The 14,968-nt window shown below is 65.2% G+C and carries 9 protein-coding genes; 1 reads left to right on the plus strand and 8 read right to left on the minus strand.

Annotated elements, in window-relative coordinates; all coding sequences use genetic code 11:
• Nucleotides 1-41: 41 nt before the first annotated feature.
• From ABS769_RS16970 to ybaL, 8 genes are all read right to left on the minus strand, one after another.
• Complete coding sequence (locus ABS769_RS16970; protein WP_317062567.1) at nt 42-1,262, minus strand: type III PLP-dependent enzyme; 1,221 nt, start codon at nt 1,260-1,262, stop codon at nt 42-44.
• Nucleotides 1,259-3,028 (minus strand): IucA/IucC family protein, encoded by a 1,770-nt coding sequence (locus ABS769_RS16975; protein WP_317062568.1) that lies wholly within the window; start codon nt 3,026-3,028, stop codon nt 1,259-1,261. The genes ABS769_RS16970 and ABS769_RS16975 overlap by 4 nt, the downstream gene beginning before the upstream one ends.
• Complete coding sequence (locus ABS769_RS16980; protein WP_317062569.1) at nt 3,006-4,214, minus strand: MFS transporter; 1,209 nt, start codon at nt 4,212-4,214, stop codon at nt 3,006-3,008. Before ABS769_RS16980 ends, ABS769_RS16975 begins: the two co-directional genes overlap by 23 nt.
• Nucleotides 4,211-6,013 (minus strand): IucA/IucC family protein, encoded by a 1,803-nt coding sequence (locus tag ABS769_RS16985; RefSeq protein WP_317062570.1) that lies wholly within the window; start codon nt 6,011-6,013, stop codon nt 4,211-4,213. Before ABS769_RS16985 ends, ABS769_RS16980 begins: the two co-directional genes overlap by 4 nt.
• Nucleotides 6,010-7,236, minus strand: a complete 1,227-nt coding sequence (locus tag ABS769_RS16990; RefSeq protein WP_317062571.1) for an ATP-grasp domain-containing protein — start codon at nt 7,234-7,236, stop codon at nt 6,010-6,012. The genes ABS769_RS16985 and ABS769_RS16990 overlap by 4 nt, the downstream gene beginning before the upstream one ends.
• 236 nt (nt 7,237-7,472) lie before the next feature.
• Nucleotides 7,473-9,605 (minus strand): TonB-dependent receptor family protein, encoded by a 2,133-nt coding sequence (locus ABS769_RS16995; RefSeq protein ID WP_317062572.1) that lies wholly within the window; start codon nt 9,603-9,605, stop codon nt 7,473-7,475.
• Nucleotides 9,606-10,367 (minus strand): HpcH/HpaI aldolase family protein, encoded by a 762-nt coding sequence (locus ABS769_RS17000; protein WP_317062573.1) that lies wholly within the window; start codon nt 10,365-10,367, stop codon nt 9,606-9,608.
• Nucleotides 10,368-10,582: 215 nt separating this feature from the next.
• Nucleotides 10,583-12,280 (minus strand): YbaL family putative K(+) efflux transporter, encoded by a 1,698-nt coding sequence (gene ybaL, locus ABS769_RS17005; protein ID WP_317062574.1) that lies wholly within the window; start codon nt 12,278-12,280, stop codon nt 10,583-10,585.
• Between the two features lie 488 nt (nt 12,281-12,768).
• Here ybaL and ABS769_RS17010 point away from each other — a divergent pair, with 488 nt between their 5' ends.
• Nucleotides 12,769-13,962 (plus strand): cytochrome P450, encoded by a 1,194-nt coding sequence (locus ABS769_RS17010; RefSeq protein WP_317062575.1) that lies wholly within the window; start codon nt 12,769-12,771, stop codon nt 13,960-13,962.
• Nucleotides 13,963-14,968 lie beyond the last annotated feature (1,006 nt).

Here is a 14,968-nt window from a genome sequence, read left to right on the forward strand (position 1 = left end):
CCTGCAATATTTCACTTGCGAAGGCTACCTTGGCATTTGTTTTATCGAGGTGTTGCGCTTGATTCTTTAGACCACCCTGGAAAAAACACCATCTGCGGCGGCGGATGCATCAGGAACTGCTGATGCGAAATATTCCACGCATACGCGCCGGCCAGCGGGAAGGCCAGGCAGTCGCCTGGCGCCAGTGCTGTGATCTGTTGGTTGCGCGCCAGCACGTCCTTGGGCGTGCACAACTGCCCGACCAGGGTGACCGGCGTGTCGCGCAGCACCGGCGCGCGCGCGCCACGCAACACGCGGAACGGGTGATCGTGGCCTTGCGCGGCCGGGGTGCGGAAGTGGTGGGTACCGCCGCGGGCGATCGCAAACCACGCGCCGTGGCTGCGCTTGAGGTCCAGCACTTCCATCAGATACCAGCCGCAGCTGGCGCTGACATAGCGTCCCGGCTCCAACCGCAGGCGCAGCGCATCGCCATGTTCGCGTAGCAGCGCAGGCAGCCCGGCGCAGAAGCCGGCCCAATCGAACGACGCTTCCGGCGCCAGATAATCCACCCCGAAGCCGCCGCCTGCATTCACCCGCAACGGGCCGAGCCCGTAGCGTTGCCGCCATTGCTGCACGGTGCGCAAATAGGCGGCGATCAGATGCAGCTGCGCGCTGGCATCGCGCTGGTGCGACATCAGGTGGAAATGAAATCCTTCCAACCGCAGCGAGGGACTTGCCTGCAGCCGATGGATCGCCGCAGGCAGATCGTCCGGGTCCAGGCCGAACGGCGAGGGCTGCCCGCCCATCATCAGGCGCGTGCTCTGCGCGCCGGGTACGGCGATATTCATGCGCAGGAACACCGGTACGCAACGGCCGGCCTGCGCCGCAATGGCGGCCAGGCGTTCCAGTTCGCCCAGGCTTTCCACGTGCACGGTGCAGTCGGGCAGTGCGACGGCCTGGGCAAGTTCGCTATCGAGCTTGCCGGGTCCGCCGAACAACAACGCGGCCTGCGGTTGTTGCTGATGCAGCCAGGCGAGTTCGCCGCCGGAGGCCGCTTCGAAGCCATCCATGTGCGGGGCGAGCGTGCGCAGGATCGGCGGCTCGGCATTGGCTTTTGCCGCGTAGAACAGCTCGCACCCGGCCGGCAATTGCGCGCGCATCCATGCCGCATGCGCGTGCAGTGTGGCCAGGTCGTAGACGTAGACACAGATCGGGCCATCGCTGTGTTCGCGCAGGTGTGGCAATGCCTCCATCACTGCGGCGGTGTCGATGCGCAGGCTCATGCGGCCACCTGGCGTGCGGTTGCGATGCGTGGAATGGGATTGGGCAGTGCGGTGTAATCGGACTGACGATCCGCGCGTTGCCACAGCCGTGTGCCCAGATTGTTCTTGCCGGGCAGCGGCGCGCCGTCGATCAGGCCCTGCAGCGCGGCCTGTGCGCCATGACGTTGCTGCCAGCGTGCGGCGATCTCGCCGACGCAGTGCCACAGGCGCGCTTCGAGCACGTCATCGCCTTCGGTGAGGTGGAAGATCGCTTCGGCCAGATTGTTGACCAGCGCGCAATACGCCACACGATTCCAGCCCTGTTCCGGCGTGTAGTACAGCGATTGCCGTGCGCGCTCGCCCACGCCCTGCAAACGCGTGGCGGGCCAGTGGTGGGCGAGCAGCTTGGTGCCTTCCAGATCGCGGATCCACACCCGCGTCGGCCAGCCGTCGGCAAAGCCGATCACGGTGTTCTGCAGATGCGGTTCCAACGCGATGCCGTGCTGGAACAACGCACTCCACACACCATCCAGCAGCAAGCCGGCATAGGCGCGGAACCACAGCAGCGTGGCGGTATGGCGATCCATCTGTGCGCTGCCCAGCGCTTGCAACTTTGCCGCAGCCACGCTGTTGCCCCGCGCATCGCAGGTGAACAACGCGGCGGCCACCTGCGGCTGCCAACGCGCACGTTGCGCGGCAGGAATGGTCTGCCGATACAGGATGCCGAAGCTCTCGGACAAGCCGCGCGCTGCCAGCGGGTCGGCGTCGTGCAGTGCGGGATCGAGCTGCGCGATTTCCAGCGAGGTGGCGGCCGGCTCCAGCATCACATCGAAGCCCGGCACCTGCACCGCCAGCGCACGCCAGCTCGGCGCCAGCAGTTCGGTAAGCGCCACCGCACTTTCCAGCTCGTACCAGGCGTTCTTGCGCACGCAGTTGGTCAGCCGCACATGCACCGAACATTTGAGGAAATAGTCCAGCTCCGGGTGATAGAGCGTGCGTACCGAGGAGGTCGGCCGCAGTGCATCGCCCAGTGCGCCGACCGGCTCGATCACGCCGCGTGCCTGCAAGCTGCGCAGCAGCGGGTCGTCAAGTAGGCGCTGCGCTTCCCACGGATGGCAGGGGTACAGATCCTCGCTGCCTGACAGCTGCCGCAAGGTGGCACGTACATCGCGGCCTTGCATGCGCAAGAGCCGTGGATCGATGCGGAACCAGAACAGCTGGAACGCCGCACGCGCTTCTGGCGCGCAAACCAGTACCTGCGCCAGATCGATGCCTTCGCGACTCTTCGGAGTGGGATGCAAGGCATGCCCCCACAGCATCGATTGCTCGGCATCGATCATCGCCTCACCAGTCGGCAAGGCGCCTTGTGCCTGTCGCAACAACGCAGCAGTGATCGCCACGCTGTTGGCGCTTTGCGCGAGCAGTTCCGGATTGATCGCCTGCGTGCTGCCCAGCGCCTGCAGCAGGCAGCGCGCCAAGGCATGCGCATCCAGGCTCTGCCACGGTTGGCCGGCGCTCTTCAGAAACGGCGTGGAGGCGAAGCGGCAGCGGCCCAGGCGATCGGCATAGGCAATGCGCACGCACAGCGCGCCGGTGTCGCCTAGATCGATGCGTAGCCAGCGCTGCTCGGCCACGCGCGGGCCGGGGCGATCCAGCCCGCGATAATCGAAGTCCACTGCGCGCTGCGGAATCGCGAATTCGCGCAGGTAGCAGTTCAACCAGCAGGTGCAGGCCTGCGCGTCGGCCATGCTGTCGTACCAGGGGTCATGCATCGTGTGCGGCGACATCGGCGGATCTCCTCGAAGGGAAGCGCACCAGAACGGTGAGCGCAGCGGCCGCCGCAGCCAGCGCGGCAGCCAGGAAAGGGGTGGCAGGACCGGCCGCCTGGGCCAGCGCGCCGGCAGCGGCACCGGCGAACACGCCAGCCCATTTGCCGCAGGCATCGAAGCGGCCGAACAAGCGTCCGGCGCCGTGTCCGCTGGCGACCATGGCCAGGCTGCGGTTGAGCCCACGCAGGCCGAACAACATGCCGAACCCGAACAGCACACGCGCCACTGTCAGCGCGATGGGGTCGTGCAACAGCGCCTGCCACAGGCAGGCCACGGCGAACAGCACCAGGCCAGGTACCAACCACGCCTCACCATCGCCGCGACGCCACCACGGCAGCACCACCAGATAGACCAGATGCGGCAGGCTGTAGAGCAGGCCGGCCAGCGCGTCGTGGCCAGCGCCGCGCGCCAGCGCATACGGGATGAAGTAGGGGAAGGTCACCACCATCGCGAAGCAGAACAGGAACTGCGCGATCATCAGTGCAGGCCATAGTGCGTTGGCCGTGGTGGTTGTCTGTGGTGAAGCCGACTGCGCCGACCCAGCTGCGTGCCTGGAGGGCAGCGACGTCGCAGTGGAAGCTGTCGGCCGCACCGCAGGCCGATCGGCCGGCAAACGCCAGGTCAGCGCGAACGCCAGCAGCGGCAACAGCGCGAGCGCGCGATACAGCGACTGCGCCGGGCCAAGCGCCAATGCCAGGCCCAACAACGCAGGCGCGCTGACCATCGCCAGGCGCGCCGAATACTGCGTCCAGTCCAGCGCACGCGCCAACGGGCCGGCCTGCGGCTGGCTGGCCAGATACGCATTGGCCGCCGCCAGCGAGCCGCCGCAGGTGCCTTGCACGATCAGCCCAATCACCAGCCAGGTCAGCGACGGCGCGAAGCCGGCGATCGCAAAGCCAATCGCCAGCCCCAGTTGCGCACGCAACAGCGAACGCTTGCGTCCATAGCGGTCGGCCAGGCGCCCCCAGGTACTTGCCGTCAACGCCGTGCACAGCGTCGGCAACACGTACAGCACACCGCTCCAGCCAACCGCGGCCGACGGCGCCAGTTCGGCCAACACCTGCGGCAGAAACAACGGCATGCCCAACGCGGTGAAGGCGGCCAGGTAGTGCGCCGCCAGCACCGGGCCCAGAACACGCTTCATCGCTGAGCGCCCGCCTGCAGACGCAGCGTGTGCTGCGCGCCAGCGAATGCCTCGCCGAAGGGATTGGGCGCGCTATCGCCGTAGAACTTGTTGATATCCGTTGCACCGGTGAGCTGTTTGCTGAGCAGGCTGCCCGCGCTGAGCAGGTACTTCACCGGCAGCCGCGGTGCGGCCAGCAGGTGGCGCGCGGGGCTGGTGTCGATGCCATCGACGTCCAGTTGCGCCAGCGTCAAGGCGAACTGCGTCTGCAACTGCGTGTACAGCGGCGCACGCAGCGCGGGCTGCCATTCGGCCAGACCTTCCAGCACCGCCTGCAGATCCAGCTGCAGCACGATGGTGCAGAACATCTGCGCCAGGGCGTGCGGATCGTCCACCGCGATACGCGCATCGTGCAGCGGTCCCAGCGTGTCGAGATCCGGTAGCTGCGCGCGCAACTGCGGCAGCGCGATGCGCGCGGCGTCGTTGTCCTTCATCAGCAGCCGCGTCGCCTGGCCATCGGCGTAGACCAGCACGCTGTTCTGCTGGTTGGCTTCCAGTGCGATGCCGTAGCGCAGCCACAAGCGCAGATGCACCGCCAGCATCAGCTCGGTGTACTCGCGCCACCAGCCGAGGACATCGCCTTGCGCAAAGCGCTCGGCCAGATGGATCGCCATCGGGCGGCCATCCGGCAACAGCGCACACAGTGCAGCAACCGGCACCAACGTGGCGTCGTCCAGCGGCGGATAACGCCGCACCAGATAGGCCAGATGACGCGTCTCACCCACGTGCCCGCCATGCGATTCGTCCACTAACACGCAGCGGCCGCGCAGTGCCGGATCCAGCGCATCGATGCGGCGCAAGGCACGCTCCAGCCAGTGGCCGTCGTACAGCGTGGAGGGCTTGATCAGGCGCAGATTGAGCGCGCCCAGCGTGCGCATCGGGATCGGCAACTTGAGATGCAGCTGCGGATGCAGCAGCGGCACCAGCGTGCGCACCGACAGGGTAGGGCGCACCTCCAGCCAGGCCTGCGGTGCACGCAAGCTGCCAGCAGGCAGCGCGAAGCCGTCCTGCTCCAGCCGCGCCCACACCAGCGGATGCACCGGCCAGGCGATGTGCGTATCGGCCAGCTCGGGTGGCAGGCCTAGTGTGGCGAAGTCCGGCAACAGCTCGGTTGGTGGCGCGCTGGTACAGGTTACCTGCCCACGCGGAATCGCCAGCCAGCGCAGCGTAAAGGTGGGCGCGAATTCGGGCGCGTAATCGCGCAGTTCCGATGCATCCAGCCCGGCCTTGGCGCGTGCGGTCGGGTAGAACGGATGGTCGCGGTAGCTGGCCAGTTGATCGCAGCGATACGCGCGCTCGGCGGCGTCTGCATGTTGCAGCGCGTTGAGCAGCGCAGGCGCTTGCGCGTCGTAGGCCTGGCGCGCCAGGCCGAGGTGGGCGGCGGCGCACTCGGCTTCTTCGGCATAGGCGCGATGCAACTGCTGGGTGTCCATGTCGAGCTGCGCGCTCATGCGTTTCAGCCATGTCTGCGCACCGCGTTCGATATGCACACCGTCAGCACGTTGCACAATCCAGCTATCGCCACAGGCGCTGATGTCCTGCAGGTAGCCCTGCCGGTGGATCGGTAACCACAGCGTGCCGTCGGGCAGATGCGCGATGCGCCACCAGCCCTCCACCGGGCTGGGGTCGGTCCATGCCGCCAGCAGCGTTGCATCGGGTGTTGCGGCACTGCCGCGGGTGGCGATACCGCGCAGGTCCTCGCGCAGGCAGGCATCGATGATGCGGGTGGCGATATAGCGTTGGTCGGCGGCACTGCTCATGCGCGCAGCTCCGCGCCATCGATCCGCCACTGCAAGCCCGCTTCGGCATGCACCACTGCCTGCTCCAGCGCTTGTGCATCGCTGGCCAGTGCGCTCAGCACACCCAGGTAATCCTTGTTGGAATGGCTCAGCCGGATGCGTTCGCCCGGCGCGCGCATGCGCCGGTACTGCACATCGCTGTGCGCAGTGTGATGGCGGCGGTCTTCGCTGGCGGTCACCAACTCGCCGTCCTGTTCGGCGACGTAGTAACGCAGCAAGGCATGCGCGCGATCGCTGCGCAGTTGCGGCAGCGGCAGGCCCAGATGCGGCGCCAGCGCGGCGTTGAACCACTGCTTGCCGAACATGCTGTCGAGCAGGAATTCGCGGCGGTCGCCGATGCTACGGTAGTTGATCTCCACCAGCACCGGGCCGTCGGTGGTGAGAATGAATTCGCTATGGCATAGCCCGAAACCGACACCAAAACTGCGCAGCTGTTCCAGCGCCTGCGCAATCACCGGCGTGTCCACGCGTGCATCCCACTGCGCTTCGCATTCGACGAAATGCGGCGGTGGCGACAGCCGCACCTTGAAGCCGCCCAACGCCTGCAGCGTGTGCCCGTCGCCCAGCGTTTCCAGCGTGAACAGCGCGCCTTCCAGCATGCCTTCCAGCAATACGGTGCGCTGCGGGTGGCGCTGCCATACATCGTCCAGATAGGTCTGCAATTGCGCGGCATCGGCGCAGTGGCGCACGTCCAGGCTGGCGACGCCTTCGCGCGGCTTGGCAACCACCGGCCACGCAATGTCGGCCGGCAACGCGGCGCCCGGCGCCAGCGTGCAGAACCATGGCGATGGCAGTCCGCGCGCGCGCAGCCGCTGCCGCATTGCCGCCTTGTTCTTGGCCGCGTAGCACACCTGCCAGTCCTTGCCGGGCAGGCCAAGACCTGCGGCAACCAGCGCAGTGCTGGTCTGCAGATGATCGCTGTTGCTGAACACCGCGCGCGGCGCCACGGCGGCGTCGTGCAGTACATCCAGCACGCCGAGCGGATTGAATACATCGCATTCGATCACCCGCTGCGGCGCATGCGCGGGGTGCTCGCGGAAATAGCCGAGATGATCGAGTCGATGGTCGGTCATCAGCCACACCGGCAGGCCCAGCGCGTGCGCGGCCGGCAGAAAGCCTTCGGTGATGGCCGGGTGGCAGACATGGGTGAGGATCACCAACGGTGCAGCGGATGTCGCAGTCATGGCAGCTCTCGTTCAACAGGACGGTGGAAAAACCGGTACTGAAACGGGCTGCCTGGCGCCGCGGGGCGTTGGGTGGCCTGCGATGCGTCGATCGCATGCCGCATGCTGCGGCGGTGATGCGTGCGTCATGCACGCCGTGTTGTCTGCGGCGCTCGCCAGCGCGAGTGCCGTTGCCCTCGGGCGCGACCGACGCTGCTGTGCGTTGGTCGCTGCAGCATTTGCCTAGTCGTGCAGGCTCAGAACGTGTATTCCAGCCCCGCGGTCACGGTGCGCGATGGCGCGGCCTGGCGGCCCCACGGGCTGGTATCCACACCGCGGAACCAGTACTGCCGATCGAACAGGTTGTTGATCGCCAGCGATGCGCTGAATTTTTGTCCATCGCGTTCGAACAGGGTATGGCTTACCTGCGTGTTCCACACCATGTAGGCCGGCAACTGGCCCACCGAGGCGATTGCGTTCTCTTGCACGGTGTTTGCCGCATCGCTGTAAGCCTTGCTGAAGTAGTAGCTCGACAGTGCGACAGTGGTGTGACCGAGCGTGTAGTTGCCGCCCAAGGTGATCTGATTACGTGAGGTGTAAGGCACGCGAAAGCCACGAAATGCGCCCGATTCCTGGCTGGCATCCAGATACGCATAGCCTGCGTTGAGGGTGAGCGCGCGAAGATTTTCCGGGCTCCATTGCAGTTCCAACTCGCCGCCTTGATGGCGGGTCTTGCCGAGGTTGCGGAACACGCGCGTGGTGTTGTCCAGCTGGATCTGCTGATCGAAATCGATCAGATACGCACCGAGCTGGATGCGGGTGCGATCGTTGGGTTGATAGCGCGTGCCTGCTTCGTAGTTCCAGGCCAGTTCGGCATCCAGATTGTTGCCGAAGATGATCTGGGTGACCTGCGGCGCACGCATCGAGCGTTGCCCATCGGCATAGAAAAACCACTGTGCATTGGCCTGAAACCCGACCGTCAGACCCGGCAACACATCGCGGGTCTGGTTGAGCGTGCTGACGCCGGTGGCGCGATTGAAATAGCGCGAATCCAGCCGCTCGTAACGCAGGCCCGGGGTGATGGTGAAACGTTCGTCGGGCAGGGTGATCGCGTTGCTGACGTAGGCTGCCAAGGCGCGGTCTTCGAACTGCCAATCGCGCACGCTGGTGAACAGGCCATCGCGCAGGCGTAGATTGCCGACCAGAAAATCGATGTCTTCGTGCACGGCGCGCACACCGGCGGTCCACTGCTGACGCACGCCACCGGCATCGCCCATGCTCCAGCTCAGACGCGGCTCGCTGCCGACCACGCGGAAGTCGCGCGGTGCGGTCTGGCGCAGTTGCGGCGGCAGGTCCGAACGCCAGGTTTCGGTGGCGGCCTGACGCATGCCGACGATGAAGTTGCGGCTGCTGCGCGCGCTGAAGTTGGTCCAATCCAGGCGCACATCCTTCATCGGGCCCCAATCGCCCAGCAACTGCTCATAGCTCAAGGACGCACGCGTAGTGCGGCCGTTGAAGCTGTCCAGCGGGCGTGTGGATTGACGCGGGTCGCGCCGGTAATCGTCCGGGCTCAGCGCACCGGCCAGATCCATGTCGACCAGATAACGCTGCACGCTGGCCTTGAGCAACTTGGTGTCGTCCAGCCACCATTCCGCACGTACGCGCAGATTGCTGATATCGGTATCGCTGTGCGCGCGCCAATACTCGCCATAGGTGCGATTGGCATCGACCTGCATGCCGAAGTTGTCGGTGAGATAACCACCGCTGCTGAGCGCGCTGTCCTGCAGAAACTGGCCCTGGCCGCCGGCGGTGATCTTGTGCGCCAGCGTGGTGCTCCACGCACTGGGGATGTCCTTGCTAACCAGATTGATCACCCCGCCCACGTTGTTCGGCCCGTACTGCACGGCCGCACCGCCGCGCACGATATCGATGCGGTCGATCTGATTCAGCCCCACCGGAAACAGCGACAGACTGGTCTGCCCATACGGCGCCAATGCCAGCGGAATGCCGTCTTCCAGCACCTGCACACGGCCACTGCGGCTTTCGTACAGGCCGCGCAGCATCAGCTGCGGCAACGCGCCGGTGCCGGTTTCGTCGAAGATCTTGATGCCCGGCACGCGTTGCAGCGCATCGTCCAGCGAGCGGTTGCCACCGTTGCGCAGCTGTTCGCGATCGATTACCTGGCGGCTACCGGCATACCGCTGCACATCGTCGGGTTTGGAACGCCCGAGCAGGCTGCCCTGCACCTGGATCGCATCCAATGCGCGGATCGGCGTTTGCGGATCGGCGGCATCGGCATCCGGCGACTCGATGGCGAACGCCAACTGCGGCAGGGTCACAGTGATCGCAGCGATGGCGATGGCCAGGGAGTGGAAACGGAACGTCGACATCTACGGCGTGCTCCTGCAGGCGGGTGGTGAAGTGGGTGCAGCGAATGTGGCCAGGTGGCTGCGCAGTGCACGTTGCATCAGTGCGCGGTCTTCGCCGGCAAGCAGCCAGCGCAGATCGGGCTGTTGCAGCCAGTGCGCGCGTTGCGCATCGGTGCGCGGATTGGGGCAGAACGGCACCTTTGCAGCAACGCACTGCGCATGCAGTTGCAGCAGCAGCTCCCACACCTGTGGATGGGTCGGTTGCGGGCCCAGGCCCAGATCCAGCGCAAGATCCAGTGCGCCTTCCATCACCAGCGCCACGCCGGGCACGGCAAGCATCTCGGGCAGCGCAGCAACACCGGTCGCGCTTTCGATCATCGGCACGATGCGGATATCGCGATTGGCTCGTGCGATGTAGCTGGGCAGATCGACGTTGCCAAAGCCGGTGACACGCCCGCCGGTGATGCCGCGCCGGCCCAGCGGCGGAAACCGCGCCGCAGCGATGGCAGCGGCCAGTTGTGCGGCTGACTCAGCGCGCGGAATCACGATCCCGCGTGCGCCGGCATCGAGCACGCGACCGATCAGTTTTTCGTTCACCTCCGGCACGCGCACCCAGGCCTCACAGCCGGACAGCTCGCAGGCGCGGATGGCGTGTTCCAGCTCATCCGGCGCGCGCAGCACATGCTCCAGATCCAGCACCACAAAGCCATAGCCGATCCGGCCCAGCAGCTCGCACAGCTGCACGCTTGGCAACGCATTGAGAACGCCAACCGCAAACGCCATGGATGAGGCCGCCAAGGAAACGGGCGCTCATCCTGCTCTTGATGGGAATGATTATCAAGTGTGTCTGGAGGGCAGTTTGTGGTGCCCTGGTCGCAGTTTGATCAAGACACTGCGGCAGTCCTTTCCGTACTGAATAAATGGCGGGCAATAAAAAACCCGCAGACAGCGCCGGCGGGTTTTTGTTCGTGCGGTGTCGCCTGATGCTGCGTTGCAACTTACGAGGCCGGCACGCGCAATGCCCGATACGGCGGTGTCGACATCACCATTTCGGCCAGCGAGTAGGCTAGTTCGCGTTCGGCCAGCACCGCGCCGTCGGCGCCGTGAGCGAGTAGATGCTTGACCTCGGCATCGCTGTGCGCACGCGCCAGCAGCGTGAGCGAGGGATTGATCGCACGCAGCTTGGCCAGCGCTTCGCCGGCTTCGAGCGGCTGCGGGATCGCAAGAATCGCGATCTTGGCGTGCTCCGGGCGCGCCTCGGCCAACACGCGGTCAGCCGCCGCGCTGCCACGGATGCCGGGGATGCCGGCCGCATGCGCCTTGGCCACGTGATCGCCGTTGTCGTCGATCACCAGCACCGGTACGCCGCGGCTACGCAACAACTGCGCCAGCGCACTGCCCACGCGGCCGTAGCCGATCACGATGGCATGCCCGTCCAGTTGCAGCGGCGGGCCGGGCGGCAGCTCCGGCTCCACCGTGGCGGGTGCGTCCTGCGCCTGCCTGGCCTGCCAGCGATCCAGCCACGAGAACAGGAACGGGTTGGCGATGATCGACAGCAGCGCGCCGGCCAGGATCAGGTCGCGCCCGGTTTCGGGCAGGATTGCCAGCTGCACGCCCAGACCGGCCAGGATGAAAGAGAACTCGCCGATCTGCGCCAGGCTGGTGGAAATAGTCAGCGCGGTACCGGTGGGGTGGCCGAACGCACGCACGATCACAAACGCGGCCAGCGACTTGCCCAAGGTCACGGTCAGGAACGTGGCCAGCACCTGCCACGGATGCTCGACCAGAATCATCGGGTCGAACAACATGCCCACCGAGACGAAGAACAACACCGCAAACGCATCGCGCAACGGCAGCGAATCGCTGGCCGCCTTGTGGCTGAGCTCGGATTCCTTGAGCAACATGCCGGCGAAGAATGCGCCCAATGCAAACGACACGCCGAACAGGGTGGCCGAAACGAACGCCACGCCCAGCGCGATGCCGAGCACGGCCAGGGTGAACAGCTCGCGCGAGCCGGTGGCGGCAACTTTTTCCAGCGACCACGGAATCACCCGGCGCCCGATCACCAGCATCACCGCCACGAACGCCACCATCTTGAACAGCGTCAAACCGAGCGCGGCCAGCAGCGAGGTGGATTCGCCGTCATGCGCGGCAGCTGGCACGCTGGTGCCCAGCACCTCGGCCAATGCCGGCAACATCACCAGCGCGATCACCATCACCAGGTCTTCGACGATCAACCAGCCCACCGCGATGCGGCCGCGCTGGGTTTCCAGCAGGCGCCGTTCTTCCAATGCGCGCAGCAGCACCACGGTACTGGCCACCGACAGCGCCAGACCGAACACCAGGCCATGCATCAACGGCCAGCCCATGCTCCAGGCCAGCGCCCAGCCGAGCAGCGTGGCGACCACGATCTGCGCCAGCGCACCGGGGATCGCGATCCACTTCACTTCCATCAGATCGTCGAGCGAGAAGTGCAGGCCCACGCCGAACATCAGCAGCATCACGCCCAGCTCGGACAGCTGGTTGGCCATGGTCTGGTCGGCCACGAAGCCGGGCGTGAATGGCCCCACGCAGACACCGGCGAGCAGATAGCCGACCAGCGGCGAGAGCTTCACTTTCTGTGCGAGCGTGCCCAGCACGAAAGCGACCGCGAGGCCGACGGCGATGATGTCGATGAGGCTGGTGTCGTGATGCATTCCAATCCGTTGTGAGGTTGTCCGAGAATAGCGAGGGCGACCCAGCCAACGGCACTGCGCCGGGCATCGCCTGCGGGCATTGTGTGGTCATGGCTGGAGTCCGGCGAGGGGAACAAGACCGCATTGCAGGTCCGGCTGGCCGGACGCCCATAGTACACAGCGCTTGATTAACGCGATGCGACACGTGGCGCATGCACGCAAACGGATGCACGCGTTGGGCGCGGCATGTGGACTGCATGAGCATACGTGCGCCAGTGCGCCAGCGAGATGCACTGCACAGACAGGCAACGCCGAATCAACTTTGACGACAAGGCTTCGCGCCTGGGTAAGGCACGTGCGCGATGTCGGTCGACAATTGCCGCTGACAAATTGCCTCTGACAATCAGCGATTCCCTGTTGAAGAGCCTGCGTTCTTCATCACGTCCAAGTCCTTATCGCCCCAGCCCCCATCGCCCATCTGCGGATGGTGACCCCACACGAGCCAGGCCATGCATCTCAGCGATTTCGCAACACCCGTCTTCCGGCACGATCCGTATCCGACCTACGCACGCTTGCGTGCCGAAGGGCCGCTGGTGCAGGTGGCCGAAAGGCGACTGATGTCCGGCCACTACAAGGTCGTGGACAGCCTGCTCAGCGATCGCCGGGTGGGCCGCGATTATCTGGAAAGCATCCGCCTGCGCTACGGCGAGGCAGCGGTGCAAATGCCGCTATTCCAGGGCATGAGCCGCATGTTTCTGCTGCTCAACCCGCCAGTGCACACCCAGTTGCGCGGATTGATGACACAGGCCTTCGGTGCGCGGCAGATGGACTCCATGCGCGAAATCGCCCGCGACACTGCCGCCAGCTTGATCGAGACGTTTCAAGCCAAGGGCCACTGCGATCTGCTGACCGAGTTCGCGTTTCCGCTGCCGATCGCCATCATTTGCCGGATGCTGGATATCGATGCAGCCGATGTCACCGTGTTGAGTCACGCGACCAGCGCGCTGGCAAAAGTCTTCGATCCCATGATGACGCCTGTGGAATTGGAGGCCACCAGCGCTGCCTTCATCCAGCTGGAAACCTATTTCCACACTGTGATCGAGCAACGTCGCAACAACGGCGGCGAGGATCTGATTTCGCGTTTCATCCAGGCCGAAGACGAAGGCCGCCGCTTGAGCGATGAGGAGATCGTCTCCAATGTGATCCTGCTGTTTTTCGCCGGCCACGAAACCACGTCCAACATGATCTGCAATGCGCTGGTCGCCCTGCACCGGCATCCGCAGCAACTGCGCCTGCTGCAGGAAAACCCGAGCTTGATGCCGAATGCAGTGCTCGAATGCCTGCGCTACGACAGTTCGGTGCAGATCGCCACGCGCACCGCGTTGCAGGATTTCGAGATCGATGGGGTGGCCGTCTCCAAGGGCACGATGTTGTATCTGATGCTGGGCGCGGCCAACCACGACACGCTGCAATTCACCGACCCGCAGGTGCTGGATATCCGGCGCCAGCAGGGCCGCGCGCTGTCGTTCGGTGGTGGCATCCACCACTGTCTGGGCAATCGGCTGGCGTTGATCGAAATGGAAGCCGCGCTTGCCGCATTGCTCGAGCATCTGCCGGCACTTCGCCTGCCGCAGCTCGACGCGTTGAGCTGGAACGATCGCGCCAACCTGCGCGGCGTCGACGCGCTGTTCGCCTCCTGGTGAGGTGAGTGACCAAGAGTAGCCAACGAAACCTCCTGGACACTGTGCCAATAACGGTAACGTGTTGGCCCACGCGCCTTCGTTGACGCGTGGAGTGATGTCGGGAATTGCAATGACTTGCCCGGATAAAAGGAGCTGATCAAACCGCCCCTCATCGTATTGCCGCGCAACGCGCACCGCTCTCAACCGTATACACCGACCATCTCGACTGGTCCTTGCCCGCCCACCGTCGCGGGACCTTACGCGGCATGGATGCCGCGTAAGAGCTTACAGGGACGTACTTGCAGCGTGTCCTGCGATGGTGGGCGGGCAAGGGCCCTGCAGCCACGCTACAGATCATCCGCTTTAAAACCGACGTACTCGCACCGTTCAATCACCCCTCAAATCGACCCAGATCCGAGCTTCAGCGTCGCTTGAATGTTCCCAAGCCGAGCTGGTCGAGGGTGCGGTGTCCTCGCCGCTCGCGGGACACGCCGTGAATCCATCCCTGGAGGCTCGGTGGCGGCATCCATGCCGCCACACGGTCCCGCAATCGGCGAGGACACCCCACCAGACAGGTTGCTGGTTGCTTTCAGAAGAGCTAAGCACACCGACCATCTTGACTGGTCCTTGCCCGCTCACCGTCGCGGGACCTTACGCGGCATGGATGCCGCGTAAGAGCTTACAGGGACGTACTTGCAGCGTGTCCCGCGACGGTGGGCGGGCAAGGACCCTGCAGCCAAGCCGCAGATCATCCGCTCTAAAACCGACGTACTCGCACCGTTCCATCACCTCTCAAGCCGACCCAGATCCGAGCTTCAGCGTCGCTTGAATGTTCCCAAGCCGAGCTGGTCGAGGGCGCGATGCCCTCACCGCTCGCGGGACACGCCGCAAGTACGTCCATGTAGCAACTGTGTTGATCAGGGCCTCAACCCGCGACCTTTGAGCGGTTTCCTTCAGGCGCGTTCATCGGTAGGTGCCGGCCGCTGGCCGGCACGCTTTTTTGCGTTTGCGCATGGCCGTCAAATGC

Origin of the sequence: Xanthomonas hortorum, assembly GCF_040279205.1 — a bacterium.
In the GTDB taxonomy this organism is placed as follows: domain Bacteria; phylum Pseudomonadota; class Gammaproteobacteria; order Xanthomonadales; family Xanthomonadaceae; genus Xanthomonas; species Xanthomonas hortorum_F.

Coding starts and splice junctions, on each gene's coding strand:
- ABS769_RS16970 (WP_317062567.1), bottom strand. CDS start 1,262: ATGAGCCTGCGCATCGACACCGCCGCAGTGATGGAGGCATTGCCACAC.
- ABS769_RS16975 (WP_317062568.1), bottom strand. CDS start 3,028: ATGTCGCCGCACACGATGCATGACCCCTGGTACGACAGCATGGCCGAC.
- ABS769_RS16980 (WP_317062569.1), bottom strand. CDS start 4,214: ATGAAGCGTGTTCTGGGCCCGGTGCTGGCGGCGCACTACCTGGCCGCC.
- ABS769_RS16985 (WP_317062570.1), bottom strand. CDS start 6,013: ATGAGCAGTGCCGCCGACCAACGCTATATCGCCACCCGCATCATCGAT.
- ABS769_RS16990 (WP_317062571.1), bottom strand. CDS start 7,236: ATGACTGCGACATCCGCTGCACCGTTGGTGATCCTCACCCATGTCTGC.
- ABS769_RS16995 (WP_317062572.1), bottom strand. CDS start 9,605: ATGTCGACGTTCCGTTTCCACTCCCTGGCCATCGCCATCGCTGCGATC.
- ABS769_RS17000 (WP_317062573.1), bottom strand. CDS start 10,367: ATGGCGTTTGCGGTTGGCGTTCTCAATGCGTTGCCAAGCGTGCAGCTG.
- ybaL (WP_317062574.1), bottom strand. CDS start 12,280: ATGCATCACGACACCAGCCTCATCGACATCATCGCCGTCGGCCTCGCG.
- ABS769_RS17010 (WP_317062575.1), top strand. CDS start 12,769: ATGCATCTCAGCGATTTCGCAACACCCGTCTTCCGGCACGATCCGTAT.